The sequence below is a fragment of the Roseateles sp. genome (assembly GCF_039929605.1).
Lineage (GTDB): Bacteria > Pseudomonadota > Gammaproteobacteria > Burkholderiales > Burkholderiaceae_C > Pelomonas.
Genome location: NZ_JBDSQX010000160.1, coordinates 1 through 17,541 on the forward strand (window position 1 = coordinate 1; position 17,541 = coordinate 17,541).

General features: G+C 67.4%; 16 protein-coding genes. 12 read left to right on the forward strand and 4 right to left on the reverse strand.

The features are described 5' to 3' along the window. Window positions 1-93: 93 nt before the first annotated feature. On the forward strand, window positions 94-684 hold the full coding sequence (locus ABIS05_RS21860) for a TIGR00645 family protein (protein ID WP_348013944.1): 591 nt from the start codon (window positions 94-96) through the stop codon (window positions 682-684). A gap of 5 nt (window positions 685-689) precedes the next feature. Here the strand turns inward: ABIS05_RS21860 and fumC are convergent, their stop codons facing one another. After that, the gene (gene fumC, locus ABIS05_RS21865; RefSeq protein WP_348013945.1) at window positions 690-2,075 is read right to left on the reverse strand and encodes a class II fumarate hydratase; all 1,386 of its coding nucleotides are present in this window, start codon (window positions 2,073-2,075) and stop codon (window positions 690-692) included. A 115-nt stretch (window positions 2,076-2,190) separates the two neighbouring features. Here fumC and ABIS05_RS21870 point away from each other — a divergent pair, with 115 nt between their 5' ends. The 4 genes from ABIS05_RS21870 to ABIS05_RS21885 are packed head-to-tail and all read left to right on the forward strand — an operon-like array spanning window position 2,191 to window position 6,200. Continuing rightward, window positions 2,191-3,732 (forward strand): fumarate hydratase, encoded by a 1,542-nt coding sequence (locus ABIS05_RS21870; protein WP_348013946.1) that lies wholly within the window; start codon window positions 2,191-2,193, stop codon window positions 3,730-3,732. Between the two features lie 60 nt (window positions 3,733-3,792). After that, a complete protein-coding gene (locus tag ABIS05_RS21875; protein WP_348013947.1) occupies window positions 3,793-4,251 on the forward strand; it encodes a GNAT family N-acetyltransferase in 459 nt (152 codons plus the stop codon). Between the two features lie 31 nt (window positions 4,252-4,282). Next, a complete protein-coding gene (locus ABIS05_RS21880; RefSeq protein ID WP_348013948.1) occupies window positions 4,283-5,140 on the forward strand; it encodes a PHB depolymerase family esterase in 858 nt (285 codons plus the stop codon). A gap of 34 nt (window positions 5,141-5,174) precedes the next feature. Continuing rightward, window positions 5,175-6,200 carry an NAD(P)-dependent alcohol dehydrogenase gene (locus ABIS05_RS21885; RefSeq protein ID WP_348013949.1) on the forward strand — a complete coding sequence of 342 codons (1,026 nt, stop codon included), beginning with the start codon at window positions 5,175-5,177 and terminating at the stop codon, window positions 6,198-6,200. A 16-nt stretch (window positions 6,201-6,216) separates the two neighbouring features. Here the strand turns inward: ABIS05_RS21885 and ABIS05_RS21890 are convergent, their stop codons facing one another. Beyond that, window positions 6,217-7,524 (reverse strand): mechanosensitive ion channel domain-containing protein, encoded by a 1,308-nt coding sequence (locus tag ABIS05_RS21890; RefSeq protein WP_348013950.1) that lies wholly within the window; start codon window positions 7,522-7,524, stop codon window positions 6,217-6,219. 196 nt (window positions 7,525-7,720) lie between these two features. Then, window positions 7,721-8,656 carry a histone deacetylase family protein gene (locus tag ABIS05_RS21895; RefSeq protein WP_348013951.1) on the reverse strand — a complete coding sequence of 312 codons (936 nt, stop codon included), beginning with the start codon at window positions 8,654-8,656 and terminating at the stop codon, window positions 7,721-7,723. Window positions 8,657-8,692: 36 nt separating this feature from the next. On the opposite strand from ABIS05_RS21895, the gene ABIS05_RS21900 reads away from it, so the two are divergent. Further along, the gene (locus ABIS05_RS21900) at window positions 8,693-9,628 is read left to right on the forward strand and encodes a MoxR family ATPase (protein ID WP_348013952.1); all 936 of its coding nucleotides are present in this window, start codon (window positions 8,693-8,695) and stop codon (window positions 9,626-9,628) included. A 497-nt stretch (window positions 9,629-10,125) separates the two neighbouring features. Here ABIS05_RS21900 and ABIS05_RS21905 read toward each other — a convergent pair whose 3' ends face one another. Next, a complete protein-coding gene (locus tag ABIS05_RS21905; RefSeq protein WP_348013953.1) occupies window positions 10,126-10,824 on the reverse strand; it encodes a FadR/GntR family transcriptional regulator in 699 nt (232 codons plus the stop codon). A gap of 102 nt (window positions 10,825-10,926) precedes the next feature. Between ABIS05_RS21905 and ABIS05_RS21910 the strand changes: the two genes are divergently transcribed. From ABIS05_RS21910 to ABIS05_RS21935, 6 genes are all read left to right on the forward strand, one after another. Beyond that, a complete protein-coding gene (locus ABIS05_RS21910; RefSeq protein ID WP_348013954.1) occupies window positions 10,927-11,715 on the forward strand; it encodes an SDR family oxidoreductase in 789 nt (262 codons plus the stop codon). Further along, window positions 11,715-13,220, forward strand: a complete 1,506-nt coding sequence (locus tag ABIS05_RS21915) for a sugar ABC transporter ATP-binding protein (RefSeq protein WP_348013959.1) — start codon at window positions 11,715-11,717, stop codon at window positions 13,218-13,220. The genes ABIS05_RS21910 and ABIS05_RS21915 overlap by 1 nt, the downstream gene beginning before the upstream one ends. Next, entirely contained in the window at window positions 13,217-14,188 is a 972-nt protein-coding gene (locus ABIS05_RS21920; protein WP_348013955.1) for an ABC transporter permease, read from the forward strand. The genes ABIS05_RS21915 and ABIS05_RS21920 overlap by 4 nt, the downstream gene beginning before the upstream one ends. 144 nt (window positions 14,189-14,332) lie before the next feature. Next, window positions 14,333-15,262 carry an ABC transporter substrate-binding protein gene (locus tag ABIS05_RS21925; protein ID WP_348013956.1) on the forward strand — a complete coding sequence of 310 codons (930 nt, stop codon included), beginning with the start codon at window positions 14,333-14,335 and terminating at the stop codon, window positions 15,260-15,262. 35 nt (window positions 15,263-15,297) lie between these two features. Further along, the gene (locus ABIS05_RS21930) at window positions 15,298-16,140 is read left to right on the forward strand and encodes an ureidoglycolate lyase (RefSeq protein WP_348013957.1); all 843 of its coding nucleotides are present in this window, start codon (window positions 15,298-15,300) and stop codon (window positions 16,138-16,140) included. Beyond that, window positions 16,137-17,414, forward strand: a complete 1,278-nt coding sequence (locus tag ABIS05_RS21935) for an L-fuconate dehydratase (protein WP_348013958.1) — start codon at window positions 16,137-16,139, stop codon at window positions 17,412-17,414. The genes ABIS05_RS21930 and ABIS05_RS21935 overlap by 4 nt, the downstream gene beginning before the upstream one ends. The last annotated feature ends 127 nt before the right edge of the window (window positions 17,415-17,541 follow it).

A 17,541-nucleotide genomic window follows, 5' to 3' on the forward strand; every position in this document is an offset into this window, starting at 1 on the left:
GGCTGAGCCCCCTTGCAGGCCCAACGCGCACCCGACCCAAAGCCCGACAGCCTCCTAGAATCCGGCCGCTGTCCGCTGCCCCTGAAGGATTCGATGACCACCCCGCTGCGTCCCCTGCCCCGCCTAATTTTTGCCAGCCGCTGGCTGCAACTACCGCTGTATCTCGGGCTGATCCTGGCGCAGGGCGTCTATGTCTTCCAGTTCTGGACGGAGTTGGTGCACCTGATCGAGGCGGCCTTCGGCAACGCGCATGCGCTGGAGCTGCTGGTCAAGAGCGTCGGCTACAAGAACGACGCCGTACCCGGCGCCCTCAACGAGACGCTGCTCATGCTCGCCGTGCTCGGGCTGATCGACGTGGTCATGATCTCCAACCTGCTGATCATGGTCATCGTCGGTGGCTACGAGACCTTTGTGTCACGCATGGACCTGGACGGTCACCCCGACCAGCCCGAGTGGCTCAGTCACGTCAACGCGTCGGTGCTGAAGGTCAAGCTCGGCACGGCCATCATCGGCATCAGCTCCATCCACCTGCTGAAGACCTTCATCAACGCGGACAACTACCGCGAGCAGACGCTGATGTGGCAGACCATCATCCACCTCGCCTTCCTGCTGTCGGCCATCGCCATCGCCTACACCGACCGGCTGCTCGCGCCGGCCCATGGCAACAAGCATCAAGCGCACTGAAGGCTTCAACGCCCGACCATCTGCCCCGGCACCACCCACGCATCGAACTCCTCGGCCGTCACATGGCCCAGCGCCAGCGCCGCTTCGCGCAGGCTGCTGCCGTCCTTGTGCGCCTTCTTGGCGATCTGCGCGGCCTTGTCGTAGCCGATGTGGGGGTTCAGCGCCGTGACCAGCATCAATGACCGCGACACCAGCTCGCCGATGCGCGCCTCGTTGGGCGTGATGCCCACGGCGCAATGCTTGTCGAAGCTGGCCATGCCGTCGGCCAGCAGGCGCACGCTCTGCAGGAAGTTGTGGATGACCATGGGCCGGAACACGTTCAGCTCGAAGTTGCCCGACGCGCCGCCGATGTTGATGGCCACGTCGTTGCCCATCACCTGCGCCGCCAGCATCGTCACCGCCTCGCTCTGCGTCGGGTTGACTTTGCCCGGCATGATCGAGGAACCCGGCTCGTTCTCCGGGATGCTGATCTCGCCGATACCGCTGCGCGGGCCGCTGGCCAGCCAGCGCACGTCGTTGGCGATCTTGGTCATGCTGGCCGCGAGCGTCTTCAGCGCGCCGTGGGCGTGGACGAGAGCGTCGCAGGAAGCCATCGCCTCGAACTTGTTCGGCGCAGTGACGAAGGGGTGGCCGGTCAGCCGCGCCAGCTCCGCTGCCACCTGCTCGGCATAGCCCTTGGGCGCGTTCAGCCCCGTGCCGACCGCCGTGCCGCCCAGCGCCAGTTCATGCAGATGCGGCAGCGCCGCCAGCACATGGCGCTCGCCGTGCGCCAGTTGCGCGACCCAGCCGGAGATCTCCTGCCCCAGCGTCAGCGGCGTCGCGTCCTGCAGATGCGTGCGGCCGATCTTGACGATGTCATCAAACGCCTCGGCCTTCTGCCGCAACGTCTCTCGCAGTGCGCGCAGCGGCGGCAGCAGGCGTTCCGTCAGCGCCTGCACGGCGGCCACATGCATGGCAGTCGGGAACACGTCGTTGCTGCTCTGGCTGCGGTTCACGTCGTCGTTGGGGTGCACCAGCCGCCCCTCGCCACGCTCGCCGCCCAACAATTCACTCGCGCGGTTGGCGAGCACCTCGTTGACGTTCATGTTGGTCTGCGTGCCGGAGCCCGTCTGCCACACGACGAGCGGGAACTCGTCCACATGCAGGCCGCTGATGACCTCGTCGGCCGCAGCCACGATGGCCTCGGTCTTCGTCGCGTCCTGCAGGCCGAGCGCTTGGTTGACGACGGCCGACGCGCGCTTCACCTTGGCCAGCGCCCGGATCAGCTCGGGCGCCTGGCGCTCGCCGGAGATGTCGAAGTTCTGCAGCGATCGCTGCGTCTGCGCGCCCCAGAGCTTGTCGGCCGGCACCTCGATGGGGCCGAAGGTATCGCGTTCGATGCGGGTGTTCATGGCGGCTTTCACGGGTGGGCAACCAGCATAGTCAGGCGGAGAACCCGCCATGTCTGTAGGCCCACGGATAATTCCCGACGGCCGCATTCCATCCCGCATTCCATCCCGCCCCGCCATGCCCACCACCATCCGCCAGCAAGACCTCATCGACAGCATCGGCGCTGCGCTGCAGTACATCAGCTACTACCACCCGGCCGACTACATCGCCCACCTGGCCCGCGCCTACGAGAGCGAGGCCTCGCCCGCCGCCAAGGACGCGATCGCGCAGATCCTCACCAACAGCCGCATGTGCGCCGAAGGCCGCCGGCCGATCTGCCAGGACACGGGCATCGTCAACGTCTTCCTGAAGATCGGCATGGACGTGCGCTGGGAGGGCTTCAGCGGCAGCATCGAGGACGCCGTCAACGAAGGCGTTCGCCAGGGCTACCTCAACCCCGACAACAAGCTGCGCGCGTCGGTGCTGGACGACCCCATCTTTGCGCGCAAGAACACCAAGGACAACACGCCCGCCGTCGTGCAGATGGAAGTCGTTCCCGGCAACACGGTCGACGTCATCGTCGCGGCCAAGGGCGGCGGCAGCGAGAACAAGAGCAAGGTCTACATGCTCAACCCCAGCGACGACATCGTCGAGTGGGTGCTGAAGACCGTGCCGACCATGGGCGCCGGCTGGTGCCCGCCCGGCATGCTGGGCATCGGCGTTGGCGGCACGGCCGAAAAGGCCGCGCTGCTGGCCAAGCAGGCGTTGATGGAAGACATCGACATGTACGAGCTGCTGCAGCGCGGCCCGCAGAACAAGCTCGAAGAGATGCGCGTCGAGCTGTACGAGAAGGTCAACGCTTTAGGCATCGGCGCGCAGGGCCTGGGTGGCCTGACGACCGTGCTGGACGTCAAGATCAAGACCTTCCCGACCCACGCCGCCAGCAAGCCCATCGCGATGATTCCTAACTGCGCGGCCACGCGCCACGCGCACTTCGTGCTGGACGGCAGCGGCCCGACCTACCTCGAGCCGCCCAGCCTGGACCTGTGGCCCGATGTGAAGTGGGCGCCCGACTACAACAAGAGCCGTCGTGTCGACCTGAACGCGCTGACGCCGGCCGAGGTGGCCACCTGGAAGGCCGGCGAAACGCTGCTGCTCAACGGCAAGATGCTCACCGGCCGCGACGCCGCACACAAGCGCATCCAGGACATGTTGGCCAAGGGTGAGCCGCTGCCGGTGGACTTCACCAACCGCGCCATCTACTACGTCGGCCCCGTGGACCCGGTGCGCGATGAAGTCGTTGGCCCCGCTGGCCCGACCACCGCCACGCGCATGGACAAGTTCACCGACATGATGTTGGCCAAGACCGGCCTCATCGCCATGGTCGGAAAGGCCGAACGCGGCCCCGTGGCCATCGAATCCATCAAGCAGCACAAGAGCGCCTACCTGATGGCGGTGGGCGGCTCGGCCTACCTCGTCAGCAAGGCGATCAAGGGCGCCAAGGTCGTCGGCTTCGAAGACCTGGGCATGGAAGCCATCTACGAGTTCGACGTGGTCGACATGCCCGTCACCGTGGCGGTCGACGCCACGGGTACCAGCGCCCACATCACCGGCCCGGCCGAGTGGAAGCAGCGCATCGCGTCGGGCAAGGCGATCAGCATCCCGGTCGCCACCGCCTAACTACACGGAACGACACGGCGCGGGTCGCCACAATCGGGTGGTCCATCACGGCCACCCGACATGATCCAAGTCCGACCGATCCAGCCCACCGACCGCGCCGCCTGGCAACCCCTCTGGGACGGCTATAACGCCTTCTACGGCCGGGCCGGCGAGACCGCCTTGCCGGTCGCCGTCACCGAGGCGACCTGGGCGCGCTTCTTCGACGCGACTGAACCGGTCCACGCCCTCGTCGCCGAGGAAGAAGGTGGCCGGCTACTCGGCCTCGTGCACTACCTCTACCACCGCAGCACCACGCGCATCGAGCTGACCTGCTATCTGCAGGACCTGTTCACCACGCCCGAGGCCCGCGGCCGTGGCGTCGGCCGTGCGCTGATCGAGGCCGTCTACGCCGCCGCCCGCGAGGCCGGAGTCAAGCGTGTCTACTGGCAGACACACACCACCAATGCCACCGGCCGCGCGCTGTATGACAAGGTCGCACAGCACCTGGGCTTCATCGTCTACGCGCATGACGTCGCCTGAAACCCGACCCGCCAACAGGACGGACCGCCCGATGCGCCTGCTGTCAGCCACCGTCGTCCTGCTCACGCTGTGGGCTTCGCCGCTGCCAGCCAGCGCGCAGTCAACCGCCAGCGCCTGTTCGGTGACCCCGGTCAACGGGGAGCTGCGCGAACTGATCTCGGGCGGCCGCAAACGCAGCTACCGGCTGTTCGTGCCGCCGTCTGTCGCAGCCGGAACGAGGCTGCCGCTGGTCTTCGACCTGCACGGCACCGGTGGCAACGCCGCAGGCCATGCCAAGACGACCGCCTTCGAGGCTCTGGCGGCGCGCGAGGGGTTCGCGGTCGCCACGCTGCAGGCCGAGGACTCGCGCTGGAATGTTCCCGCGACGAGCACCCGCGCCGACGACGTGCAGTACGTGTCCGACGTCATCGATCACGTCGCCGCCCGCACCTGCATCGACCTGGCGCGCGTCCATGCCACCGGCTTTTCCGGTGGCGGGCGCATGTCGTCGCTGCTGGGTTGCCGGCTGAACCACCGCATCGCGTCCATCGGGCCGGTCGGCGGGCTGCGGTGGACGGGCCCCTGCCCCGGCCGCGCCGTGCCCGTGATCACCGTGCACGGCCTGGCCGATACGACCAACCCCTACGAAGGCCATGGCGACCGTGGCGCCGAATGGGTGGAGAGCGTGCCGGAAGCGCTGGCGGGCTGGGCCGCGCACAACCGTTGCCAACCCAAGCTGTTGCAGGACAAGCCCACCGGGCCACTCTCCAGCCTGCGATACGGTGGCTGCGAGCGTGGTGCGGAAGTCCAGCTCTTGCGCGTCGACGGCATGGGCCACATCTGGCCGCGCGCCGAGATTGATGCGTCCGGCACGATCTGGCAATTCTTCAAGACCCACCCGCTGCAATAGATCGAACACAGGTCGAACACAAGAGGAGACCCGCATGCCCAACATCCGCGCTGACATTCGCGCTTTTGCCGCCCACACCGCCGGCGGCCCGTTGCAGCCCTTCGACTTCGACCCCGGCCCGCTGGGCGAGGAGGACGTCGAGATCACCGTCGAGCACTGCGGCGTCTGCCACTCCGACCTGGCGATGATCGACAGCGAGTGGTTTCCGGCCAGCTACCCCGTCGTGCCCGGCCACGAGGTCGTCGGCCGCATCACGGCGATGGGGCCACGCGCCAAGGGCCGCCAACTCGGCCAGCGCGTCGGCGTGGGCTGGCACACCGGCAGCTGCACGCACTGCAACTTCTGTATCGGCGGCGAGCAGCATCTGTGCGGCAAACGCCAGCCGACGCTGATCGGCCGGCACGGCGGCTTTGCAGACCGGCTGCGCTCGCACTGGAGCTGGGCCATCCCACTGCCCGACGCGCTCGACCCCGCCGCCGCCGGCCCGCTGATGTGCGGCGGCGGCACGGTCTTCCTGCCCTTCGTGCTGCACGCCATCAAGCCGACCGACCGCGTCGGCGTCGTCGGCATCGGCGGCCTGGGCCACCTGGCCGTGAAGTTCGCGCGTGCCTGGGGTTGCGAGGTTACGGCGTTCACATCGTCGCCCTCCAAGCGCGACGAGGCCTTGGCGCTCGGCGCTCACAAGACCTTGTCCAGCGTCGACAAGGCCGAATTGAAGGCGGCGGCCGGCAGCCTGGATTTCCTGCTCATCACCGTCGGCGCCGCGCTGAACTGGGACGCACTGATCGGCACGCTGGCGCCCAAGGGCCGCATGCACTTGGTGGGCGTCGTGACCGACGCGATGAACATCCGCAGCGGCGGCCTGCTGAGCTGGCAGAAGGGCCTGTCGGCCTCGCCCACACCGCCGCCGTCCGTGCTGGCGACGATGCTGGAGTTCTCGGCGCGCCACCAGATCCTGCCGCAGGTGGAGCGCTTCCCGATGAGCCGTGTCAACGACGCGCTGGATCACCTGCGCAGCGGCAAGGCGCGCTACCGCGTCGTGCTGGACGCGGACTTCTAGTCGAGTTGCGAGGGGGTCAAGGCGCCGGCGGACTTTCCACCGTGCCAAGCGCCACGGCCGCGCCTTTCGGCAGTCGATGGACCTGCTGCGGATAGGGAATATCAACCCCCAAGCCCTTCAGCGTGCGCCAGATCGCCAGGTTCACGTCCGACTTCACGCCGCCGCTGCCGTTCTCGGGGTCCATGATCCAGAAGTACACGGTCAGCTCCAGGCCGCTGTCGGCAAAGCGGGTCAGCTGCACCGACGGGCCCGGGTCGCTCAGCACGCGTGGCACCTTGATGAGGGCGGCGGTCAGTTCCTGCATGACGCTGTCGACCTGGCAGTCGTAGTCCACCTGCACGAGGGTGGACAGCAGCACGCGCGGGTCGGCGAGCGACGAGTTCTCGACCCGCTGCGTGATCAGCATCTCGTTGGGCACGATGGCCTCTTTGCCGCCCAGTGAGCGGATCACCGTGTAGCGCGTCTTGATGTCGGTCACACGACCCTCGAATCCGTCCACCTTGACCATGTCGCCGATGCGCAAGCTCCGCTCGGCCAGGATGACGAAGCCGCTCACGTAATTGGCCGCCAGCTTCTGCAGGCCGAAGCCGATGCCCACGCCCAAGGCGCCGCCCAGCACGCCCAAGGCCGTCAGGTCGATACCCGCTGCCGACAGCGCGAACAGCAGGCCGACGAACAGCAGCAGCGCGCGGATGGAGTTGGCGGCGATCTTGCGCATGGACAAGTCCATGGACTCACGCAGCAGCAGCCGTGACTCGATGGCCGCCGAGATCCACAGCGCCGCCACCAGCACCAGCGACGCCGTGAGGCCGCCCTCGATGAGGTTGCGCAACGTCATCTTGACGGCGCCGAACTTCCAGCTGATGTCGTCCAGCCCGTCCAGGATGATGGGCAGCATGCCGGTGATCCACAGCACGGCGCCGATCCACATCAGCCAGGAGCCGATGCGCTCGACCAAGCGGATGGGCTCCGAATTGGGGAAGGCTGCGGTCAGCACGCGCGCGATGACGCGGATGACGGCCAGCGACACCAGCACCGGCAGCGCCAGCTTGAAGAGCGCCGGCGCCAGGCCCCACAGCGGCAGCAGGCGGCGCGCGCCGAAGGTGAAGGCCAGGGCGAGCAAGGGGAACAACGCGCCGTCGATGACACGCTCGCCGAACAGCACACTGTTGTCGTGCCGGGTCACCGCGCGCGACAGCGCCCAGCTCAGCAGGCCCGCGAGCGCGAGGCAGCCCAGCAGCAGCGCCCATTCGGCGATGGCGTCGGTGCTGAAGACGCGCGTCAGCAGGGCCTGCAGTTCGGCCAGGCTCAGAGGTTGATGCATTGAATTCATGTCAGTTGTTTTGCCGTGCAGCACCACCCAAGATGCAGCTTCCACACACAGCCACAGAGACACAGAGGCACAGAGGCACAGAGAAAGTGGTGATCTCTCTGTGCCTCTGTGTCTCTGTGGCTGTGTTTTTCTAAGTCAGTTGGGGACAGAGCTACTCGCTGCGCTCGGGCGGTCTGTCCCGCAAGGTTTAGATATCCGCCAACACCCTCAGATGCACCCCGACGCTGCGCGACAGCGCACGCAGCTCGTAGCCGCCCTCCAGCACGGACACGATACGGCCCTGGGCATGGCGCTCGGCCACGTCCTTGAGCTTGACGGTCAGCCACTCGTAGTCGGCCTCCACCAGGCCCATCTGGCCAAGCTCGTCGTCGCGATGAGCGTCGAAGCCGGCGGAGATGAAGATCATCTGCGGCTTGAAGCGCTCCAGCGCCGGCAGCCACATGGCCTCGACCATCTCGCGCACCTCGGGCCCGCGCGTGTAGGCCGGCAGCGGCACGTTGACCATGTTCGTGCCCTTTGGCACCGCGCCGCTGTACGGGTAGAGCGGGTGCTGGAAGAGGCTGACCATCAGCACGCGGTCGTCGCCGGCAATGATGTCCTCGGTGCCGTTGCCGTGGTGCACATCGAAGTCGACGATGGCCACACGCTCAAGCCCCCGCACGTCCAGCGCATGCCGCGCCGCGATGGCCACGTTGTTGAAGAAGCAAAAGCCCATGCTCTGGTCGCGCGTGGCGTGGTGGCCGGGCGGGCGCACGGCGCAGAAGGCGTTGTCGGCGCGGCCGTCGATGACGAGGTCGGTCGCCTGCACGGCCGCGCCGGCACCGGCCAGCACGGCGGCCCAGGTGTGGGCGTTGGCCGAGGTGTCGGGGTCCACCGCGCAGCGCTCGCCATTCTCGGCACAGTTGCGCAGCAGCCGGCCGATCTCGGCGACATAACCGTGGGTGTGAGCTCGTTCAACATCCGCCAGGTCGACGGGCTGGGCATCGAAGTGTTCCAGCGCCGGGGCGACGCCGGAGGCGATCAGCCAATCATCGATGGCGGCCAATCGCTCGGGGCATTCGGGGTGGCCTTCGCCCATGTCATGGCGGCGGCACTCGGGGGGACTGAAATACGCGGTGGACATGGAAGGGCTGTCTGTCTCTTGATATGGTCACGGTCCATGACGACGCCATCACGAACACTGGCAGGGCAATTGCAGGCCCTGCAAAACCAGATTAGCACGGTCATCAAGGGCAAGCCGGCCCAGATCGCCGACTCGCTGGCCTGCCTGATTGCCGGCGGCCACCTGCTCATCGAAGACCTGCCCGGCGTCGGCAAGACGACGCTGGCGCACGCGCTGGCCATCTCGCTGGGCCTGAAGTTCTCGCGCCTTCAGTTCACCGCCGACCTGCTGCCCAGCGACCTGCTCGGCGTCAGCGTCTACGAGCGTGAGAAGAACGGCTTCGCCTTCCACCCCGGCCCGGTGTTCGCGCAGGTGCTGCTGGCCGACGAGATCAACCGCGCCGGCCCGAAGACGCAGAGCGCGCTGCTGGAGGCGATGGAGGAGCACCAGGTCAGCATCGAGGGCATCAGCCACCCGCTGCCCGAGCCCTTCTTCGTCATCGCCACGCAGAACCCCAGCGAGCAGCTCGGCACCTTCCCGCTGCCGGAGTCGCAGCTGGACCGCTTCCTCATGTGCATCTCGCTGGGCTACCCCGACGCCGCCGCCGAGCGCGAGCTGCTGACCGGCCAGGACAGCCGCGAGCAGCTGCGCACGCTGAAGCCCGTCATGACGACACCCGACCTGATCGCGGCCCAGGCCGCCGTGCGCCAGATCCACGCCGCACCGCCGCTGCTGGACTATCTGCAGGCGCTGATCGCCGCAACGCGCTCGGGCCAGTGGTTCGTCGAAGGCCTGTCGCCCCGCGCCGGCCTGGCTGTGCTGCGCGCCGGCCGCGCGCGGGCGTTGCTGCAGGGGCGGGACTACGTGTCGCCCGACGACATTCAGGCCATCCTGCCGCAGACGATCTCGCACAGGCTGCAGCCGCGGGCAGGGGCTGGGCGTGGGGCGAGGGAGCAGGTGCGGGCGATGATCGAGGCGATTGCGTTGCCGTGAAATCTCCTGCCTCAGCCGGCACATCCTTGCGCCACTCGTTGGTGGCCCGAGTTCCTACCGACGCCGAGTTTCAGGCATACATGGGAGCGCACTGCCATCGTCTATGGACTGAAGTCGGCGAGCATTGGACATGCCCAAGTTGCCGGCGAAGCAAGTTTCAGATACTTCGATGGACAACGCGGTTCCCAAACTCGCCGGCAAGATTTCAAGACTGGATGGCTGGACTCCACAGGCACCACGATCACTCGGTAGAAATGTGGGGGCCAGAAGCTCCGCGGTTTGCTCAGACGGTGATCTGTGATCAGTGCAACGCTGCGGACGGCACGGCCAAAAGGAAACTCTCGCTTCCTAAAAATTTCTCATTCGCGCCCCTGGAGATATCCAGTTTCGTAATTCCACGTCCGCACGAAAAGCATGAGATCGTCTACGAAGCAGCACAGGCTGTGTATGAGGCTGTGCGTAAGGCGAACACATTTTTCGCGGCGCGATGGTGACGCCTACCCCTTCAACCGATTCCCCGCCCACCTCTCCTGCGCATTGAACAGATGCACCCGCATCGCCGCCTGCGCCGCCAGCGGGTCCTGGGCTTCGAGTGTGCTCAGGATGCGTTCATGCTCGTGCAGCGCGTCTCCCCAGTTCTGATGGGTGTCGGCCAGCGCGCTGAGCTGGAGTGACATGGGGCTGTAGCGGCCGTTGAACAGCTCGCCCACCATCCGCTCCAGCACCGTGTTGCCGGCAAGCGCGGCAATGGCGAGGTGAAAGCGCCGGTCCTGGTCCAGCGCCGGCCGGCCTGCCAACATGGCTTCGCGCATCGCGTCCAGCGCCTCTCGCACCGCCCCCAGCCCGGCCGGCGTGGCCCGCGCGCAGGCCTGCGGCATGAGCCCGCCTTCCAGCACGACACGCGCCTGCATCAGCTCCAGCGGGCTTTCGCCCAGGCCGGTCGTTGCCTCGGCATCGCCGCTGCCGCGCACGTAGATGCCCGCACCCATGCGCACCTCCACGCAGCCGGCAATCTCAAGCGCAATCAGCGCCTCGCGCACCGAGGGCCGTGACACACCGAGCTGGATGGCAAGCTCGCGCTCGGGCGGCAGGCGGCTGCCGACGCTGTAGCTGCCCTGGCGGATCAGCTCGCGCAGTTGGTCGGCAATCTGGTGGTACAGGCGCCGGCTGTCGGCGCCCTTGAGTTGTTCAATCATGCGGAGATTGTGATTGGCACCGGCCTGACCAATCATCCGAATGAACACCCGATCGGGTTTCTACGGTAAGGCCAATTTCAGCGAACAACTTAAGATGGCGGCGTGGAACCGTTGACATCACCCCAGCCGACCGGCCTGACCGGCAAAACCATCCTCATCACCGCCGCCGCTCAAGGGATTGGTCGGGCCAGTGCGCTGGCCTGTCTGACCGCCGGCGCGGAGGTCATCGCCACCGACATCCAGGTTGAAGGCCTGGAAAGCCTGATGAGTGAGGCCGGCCCCGGCGCCCGCTTGCGCATCGCGCGGCTGGACGTGCGCGACACGGCCGCCGTCAACGCGCTGGCCGCCGAGTTGCCGCAGCTGCACGGCCTGTTCAACTGCGCCGGCTTCGTGCACAACGGCACGGTGCTGGACTGCGATGAGGATGCCTGGGACTTCAGCATGGACCTCAACGTGAAGAGCATGTTGCGCATGCTGCGCGCCTTCCTGCCCGGCATGCTGGCGCTGGCCGAGCGAGAAGGCAGCAGCGCGTCGGTGCTGAACATGGCCTCCATGGCATCGTCGATCAAGGGCTTCCCGAACCGCTTTGCCTACTGCACGACGAAGGCGGCCGTCATCGGCCTGACCAAGTCGGTCGCGGCGGATTTCGTCAAGCAGGGCCTGCGCTGCAATGCGCTGTGCCCGGGCACGGTGGACACACCGTCGCTGCGCGGCCGCATCGCTGCAGCGGCCGACCCCGTGCAGGCCGAAAAGGACTTCATCGCCCGCCAGCCCATGGGCAGGCTAGCGACGGTGGACGACATCGCGCCGCTCGTCGTCTTCCTGCTCAGCGATGTGTCGCGCTTCATCACGGGCCAGGCGGTGTCCGTGGACGGCGGCGTGACGATCTGATCGTGAGCCTGCTCGAGGCCCGCGGCCTGTCCAAGGCCTTCGCCGGCGTGACCGTGCTGCAGGGCATCTCCTTCGACGTGAAGCCCGGTGAAGTGCATGCGCTGATGGGCGAAAACGGCGCCGGCAAGTCCACGCTGATGAAGATCCTGGCCGGGGTGTACCAAGCCGATGGCGGCGAGGTGCTGCTGGATGGTCAACCCGTGCGGCCGACCAGCCCGCGCGAGGCGCAGAACCTGGGCATCGCGCTCATCCACCAGGAGCTGCAGCTGATGCCCGACCTCAGTGCAGCGGCCAACGTCTTCATCGGCCGCGAGCGCAGGCGCGCCGGATGGCTGCTGGACCACACCCGCCAGCTTGCCGACACGCAGCTGATCTTCGAGCGCCTGGGCTTGGCGCTGGACCCGCGCCGTGCGGTGGGCACGCTGAGCGTGGCCCAGCAGCAGATGGTGGAGATTGCCAAGGCGCTGTCGCTGAACGCCCGCGTCCTCATCATGGACGAGCCCACCGCCGCGCTGAACCCGACCGAGGTGGAGGAGCTGTTCCGCGTCGTGCGCCAGTTGCGCGCCGATGGCGTGGGCATCGTCTACATCTCGCACAAGATGGACGAGCTGTCGCGCATCGCCGACCGCGTGACCGTGCTGCGCGACGGCCAGCACATCGCGACGCTGGCGATGGCCCGCGCGGATATGGACGAACTCATCCACCTGATGGTGGGCCGCGAACTGCAGCAGACGGCGCACGCCGCGCCGGACCTGAGCGCCGCGCCCGTCGTGCTGGAAGCGCGCCGCCTGAGCCGTGGCCGCGCCGTGCGCGACGCAAGCTTCACGCTGCGCCGTGGCGAGATCCTGGGCCTGGCCGGCCTGATGGGCGCCGGCCGCACGGAGCTGGCCCGCCTTGTCTTCGGCGCGGACCGGCGTGACAGCGGCGAGATCCTCGTGCACGGCAAGGCGGCCGACATCCGCAGCCCCGCCGATGCGGTGCGCCTTGGCATCGCCTACCTGTCCGAAGACCGCAAGGGCCTCGGCCTGGCGACGGGGCTGGACGTGGAAGCCAACCTGCTGCTGCCCAGCCTGGCCCGCTTCACCGGCGCGTTAGGCCAGATCAACCGCCGCGCCGGCCAGAGCGCCGCGCAGGGCTTCGTGCAGCGCCTGGGCATCAAGACGCCGTCGCTCGGCCAGACGGTGGCGCGCCTATCCGGCGGCAACCAGCAAAAGATCGCGCTGGCCAAGTGGCTGCTGCGCGACTGCGACATCCTCATCGTCGACGAGCCCACACGCGGCATCGACGTCGGCGCCAAGGGCGAGATCCACCGCCTGCTGCGCGAGCTGGCAGCCAGCGGCAAGGCGCTCATCGTCATCTCCTCCGAGCTGCCCGAACTGCTGGGCCTCGCCCACCGCATCCTCGTCATGTGCGAGGGCCGCATCAGCGGTGAGCTGCCGGTGGCCGATGCCACCCAAGAAGCGTTGATGGCGCTGGCCACGCGCCGCGAGACCGAAGCCGCATGACAAGACTCCCCTTCTCCCCCGCCGCCCTGCAGCGCCTGCTCGCCTTCGCCGGCCTGGTCGCGCTGATCGTCGTGTTCAGCATCGCGTCCGACAACTTCCTGCAGACCGACAACGTCGTCAGCATCCTGCAGGCCACGGCCGTCAACGGCGTGCTGGCCATCGCCTGCACGCTGGTCATCGTCAGCGGCGGCATCGACCTGTCGGTGGGCTGCCTGATGACCTTCTGCGCCGTCGTCACCGGCGTGGTGCTGACGAATTGGGGCCTGCCTTTGCCGCTGGGCATCCTGGCCGCGATTGCCTGCGGCGCAGCGTGTGGCGGCCTGTCTGGCTGGCTGGTGGCGCAGCTGCGCGTGCCGCCCTTCATCGCCACGCTGGGCATGATGATGCTGCTCAAGGGCCTGGCCCTCGTGATCTCGGGCAGCAAGCCCATCTACTTCCTCGACACACCAGGCTTCGACGCCATCTCGCAGGACTCACTGCTGGCCAGCGTGCTGCCCGCGCTGCCGATTCCCAACTCCGTGCTGATCCTGTTCGCCGTCGCGCTCGGTGCAAGCTGGCTGCTGAGCCAGACGCTATTCGGCCGCTACGCCTTTGCGCTCGGCAGCAACGAAGAGGCCGCGCGGCTGTCGGGTCTGCAGGTCAAACGCTGGAAGGTCGCCGTCTACGCGGTGGGCGGCGCCATCTGCGGCATTGCGGGTTTGCTGATCGCCTCGCGGCTGAACTCGGCGCAACCTGCGCTCGGCCAGGGCTACGAGCTGGACGCCATCGCCGCCGTTGTCATCGGCGGCACCTCGCTGGTTGGCGGCCGTGGCTCCGTGCTCGGCACGCTGATCGGCGCCTTCATCATGAGCGTGCTGGCCAACGGCCTGCGCATCCTCAACGTGCCCCAGGAATGGCAGACCGCCCTGACCGGCATCATCATCGTGCTGGCGGTGTATCTGGACATCCTGCGTCGGGGCAAAGACTGAAATGAAAACCAAACAAAGCCACAGAGGCACAGAGACACAGAGGGGCCTACATCCCGCCTCCTCTGTGTCTCTGTGCCTCTGTGGCTGTGTTCTCTTGCCTTGCTCCGTGAGTCAGGCAATGGAACAACTGAAATCGGAGACAACATGAAACGCCGCCTTCTACTTCTCACTGCCTTGCTGGCCGCCACCACGGCCCAGGCGCAGCAGACCATCTACATCCCCCTCATCTCCAAAGGCTTCCAGCACCAGTTCTGGCAGGCCGTGAAGGCCGGCGCCGAGCAGGCGGGCAAGGACTACAAGGTGCGCGTGACGTTCGAAGGCCCGGAGAGCGAAGCCATGGTGGACAAGCAGATCGACATGCTGGCCGGCGCCCTCGCCAAGAAGCCGCAGGCCATCGCCATCGCCGCGCTGGACAGCAAGGCCGTCATCCCGCTGCTGCGCAAGGCGAAGGCAGCCAAGATCCCCGTCATCGCCTTCGACTCGGGCGTGGACAGCGACATTCCCCTAACCACAGCGTCCACGGACAACCGCGCCGCCGCCGCACTCGCTGCCGACAAGCTCGCGGCCCTCATCGGCGACGAGGGCGACGTGGCCGTGGTGGGCCATGACCAGACCAGCCGCACGGGCGTCGAGCGCGTCGAGGGCTTCGTGAACCGGCTGAAGGCGGCTCACCCGAAAGTACACGTCGTGACCGTGCAATACGGCGGCGGCGATCACCTCAAGTCCACCGAAGTCGCCAAGTCCATGCTGCAGGGCAACCCCAAGCTGAAGGCGCTGTTCGGCACCAACGAGGGCTCGGCCATCGGCATCGTCAACGCCGTGCGCGAGATGAAGCGCACAGGCGTCGTCGTCGTCGGCTTCGACTCGGGCAAGCAGCAAAAAGACGCCATCGCCAGCGGCGCGATGGCCGGCGCCATCACGCAGAACCCCGTGGGCATCGGCTACCGCACCGTCGAGGCCGCCGTGAAGGCGCTCAAGGGCGAGGCCCTGCCCAAGGCCATCGACACCGGCTACTTCTGGTACGACAAGACCAACCTGCGCGATCCAAAGATCGCCGCCGTCCTCTACGACTGACCACCAGTTCAATTCCGACCTGAGAACCCAAGACCATGAAACTCCTCCGCTACGGCCCACCCGGCCAGGAACGCCCCGGCCTGCTCGACGACCAAGGCTGTGTGCGTGACCTCTCCGACCACGTGAGCGATGTGGCCGGCGACGCGCTGACGCCAGAAGGCCTCGCCAAGCTGCGCTCGCTGGACATCGACGACCTGCCCGTCGTCTTCGATGTGTCGCGCCTTGGCCCCTGCGTCGGCCGCGTCGGCAAGTTCATCTGCATCGGCCTGAACTACGCCGACCACGCCGCCGAGTCCGGCCTGCCCGTGCCGACCGAGCCCGTCGTCTTCGCCAAATGGACCAGCGCCATCTGCGGCCCCGACGACGACGTGCAGATCCCGCGCGGCTCGGTCAAGACCGACTGGGAAGTGGAGCTGGGCGTCGTCATCGGCCAGGGTGGCCGCTACATCGAGGAAGCCGACGCGATGAAGCACGTCGCCGGCTACTGCGTCGTCAACGACGTGTCCGAGCGCGAATGGCAGCTGGAGCGCGGCACGCAGTGGGACAAGGGCAAGGGCTGCGACACCTTCGGGCCCATCGGCCCGTGGCTCGTCACTGCGGACGAAGTGCCCAACCCGCAGGAGCTGAACCTGTGGCTGGAGGTCGACGGCCGCCGCTTCCAGAACGGCAACACGCGCACGATGGTGTTCAACGTCGCGCAGATCGTCTGCTACCTCAGCAAGTTCATGAGCCTGCAGCCCGGCGACGTCATCTCCACCGGCACGCCGCCCGGCGTGGGCCTGGGCCAGAAGCCGCCGCTCTACCTCAAGCCCGGCCAGACCATGCGCCTCGGTATTGAAGGCCTCGGTGTTCAAACGCAGAAGACGGTTGCCGCATGACTCGGATCACCGGCCTGCGCACGCTGGACGTGCGCTTCCCCACGTCCCAGCACCTCGACGGCTCGGACGCGATGAACCCCGACCCCGACTACTCCGCCGCCTACGTCATCCTGGAGACCGACACGCCCGGCCTCGAAGGCCACGGCCTGACCTTCACCATCGGCCGCGGCAACGACATCTGCTGCAAGGCCATTGAGGCCATGCGCCACTTGGTCGTCGGCCTGGATCTGGACTGGATCGCCGCCGACATGGGCCGCTTCTGGCGCCACGTCACGTCGGACAGCCAGCTGCGCTGGATCGGCCCGGACAAGGGCGCCATCCACCTCGCCACCGGCGCCGTCGTCAACGCGGTGTGGGACCTGTGGGCCAAGGCCGAGGGCAAACCGGTGTGGAAGCTGGTGGCCGACATGAGCCCGGCCGAGCTGGTGCGCTGCATCGACTTCCGCTACATCACCGACTGCATCACGCCCGACGAGGCGCTGGCACTGCTGACCCGTGCCGCCGAGGGCAAGGCCGAGCGCCTGGCCACGTTGGAGCGCGAGGGCTACCCCTGCTACACCACGTCCGCCGGCTGGCTGGGCTACCCCGACGACAAGCTGCGCCGGCTCTGCCAAGAGGCCGTGGACGCCGGCTTCAACCACGTCAAGCTCAAGGTGGGCCGCGACCGCGAGGACGACATCCGCCGCCTGCGCATCGCCCGCGAGGTGCTGGGGCCGGACCGCAAGCTGATGATCGACGCCAACCAGGTCTGGGACGTGCCCGTCGCCATCGACTGGCTCAAGGACCTGGCCTTCGCCAAGCCCTGGTTCATCGAGGAGCCCACCAGCCCCGACGACGTGGAAGGCCACCGCGCCATCCGCGAGGCCATCCTGCCCATGCAGGTCGCCACCGGCGAGATGTGCCAGAACCGCATCCTGTTCAAGCAATTCATGATGCGCGGCGCCATCGACGTGGTGCAGATCGACAGCTGCCGGCTCGGCGGCGTCAACGAGATCCTGGCCGTCATGCTGATGGCCGCCAAGCACGGCCTGCCCGTCTGCCCGCATGCCGGCGGCGTGGGCCTGTGCGAGTACGTGCAGCACCTGTCCATGATCGACTACCTCTGCATCGCCGGCACCCGCGACGGCCGCGTCATCGAGTATGTGGACCATCTGCACGAGCACTTCGTCGACCCCTGCGTTGTGCGCGGCGCGGCCTACATGCCGCCCGAGGCGCCTGGGTTCTCGATCACGATGAAGGCGGAGTCGTTGGAGCAGTACCGTTTCCGTGGCTGAGGTGAAACTGCCCCTCGCCCAGTCTCGCCCTGCTGCACGCGGGCAAGCCCAGTCGGTCCCCCGAGGGGACGCCGATGCTCCCGGCATTGAGCCGCTCGCATCGTCAGGCGGGCCGGCTTGGGAGCGG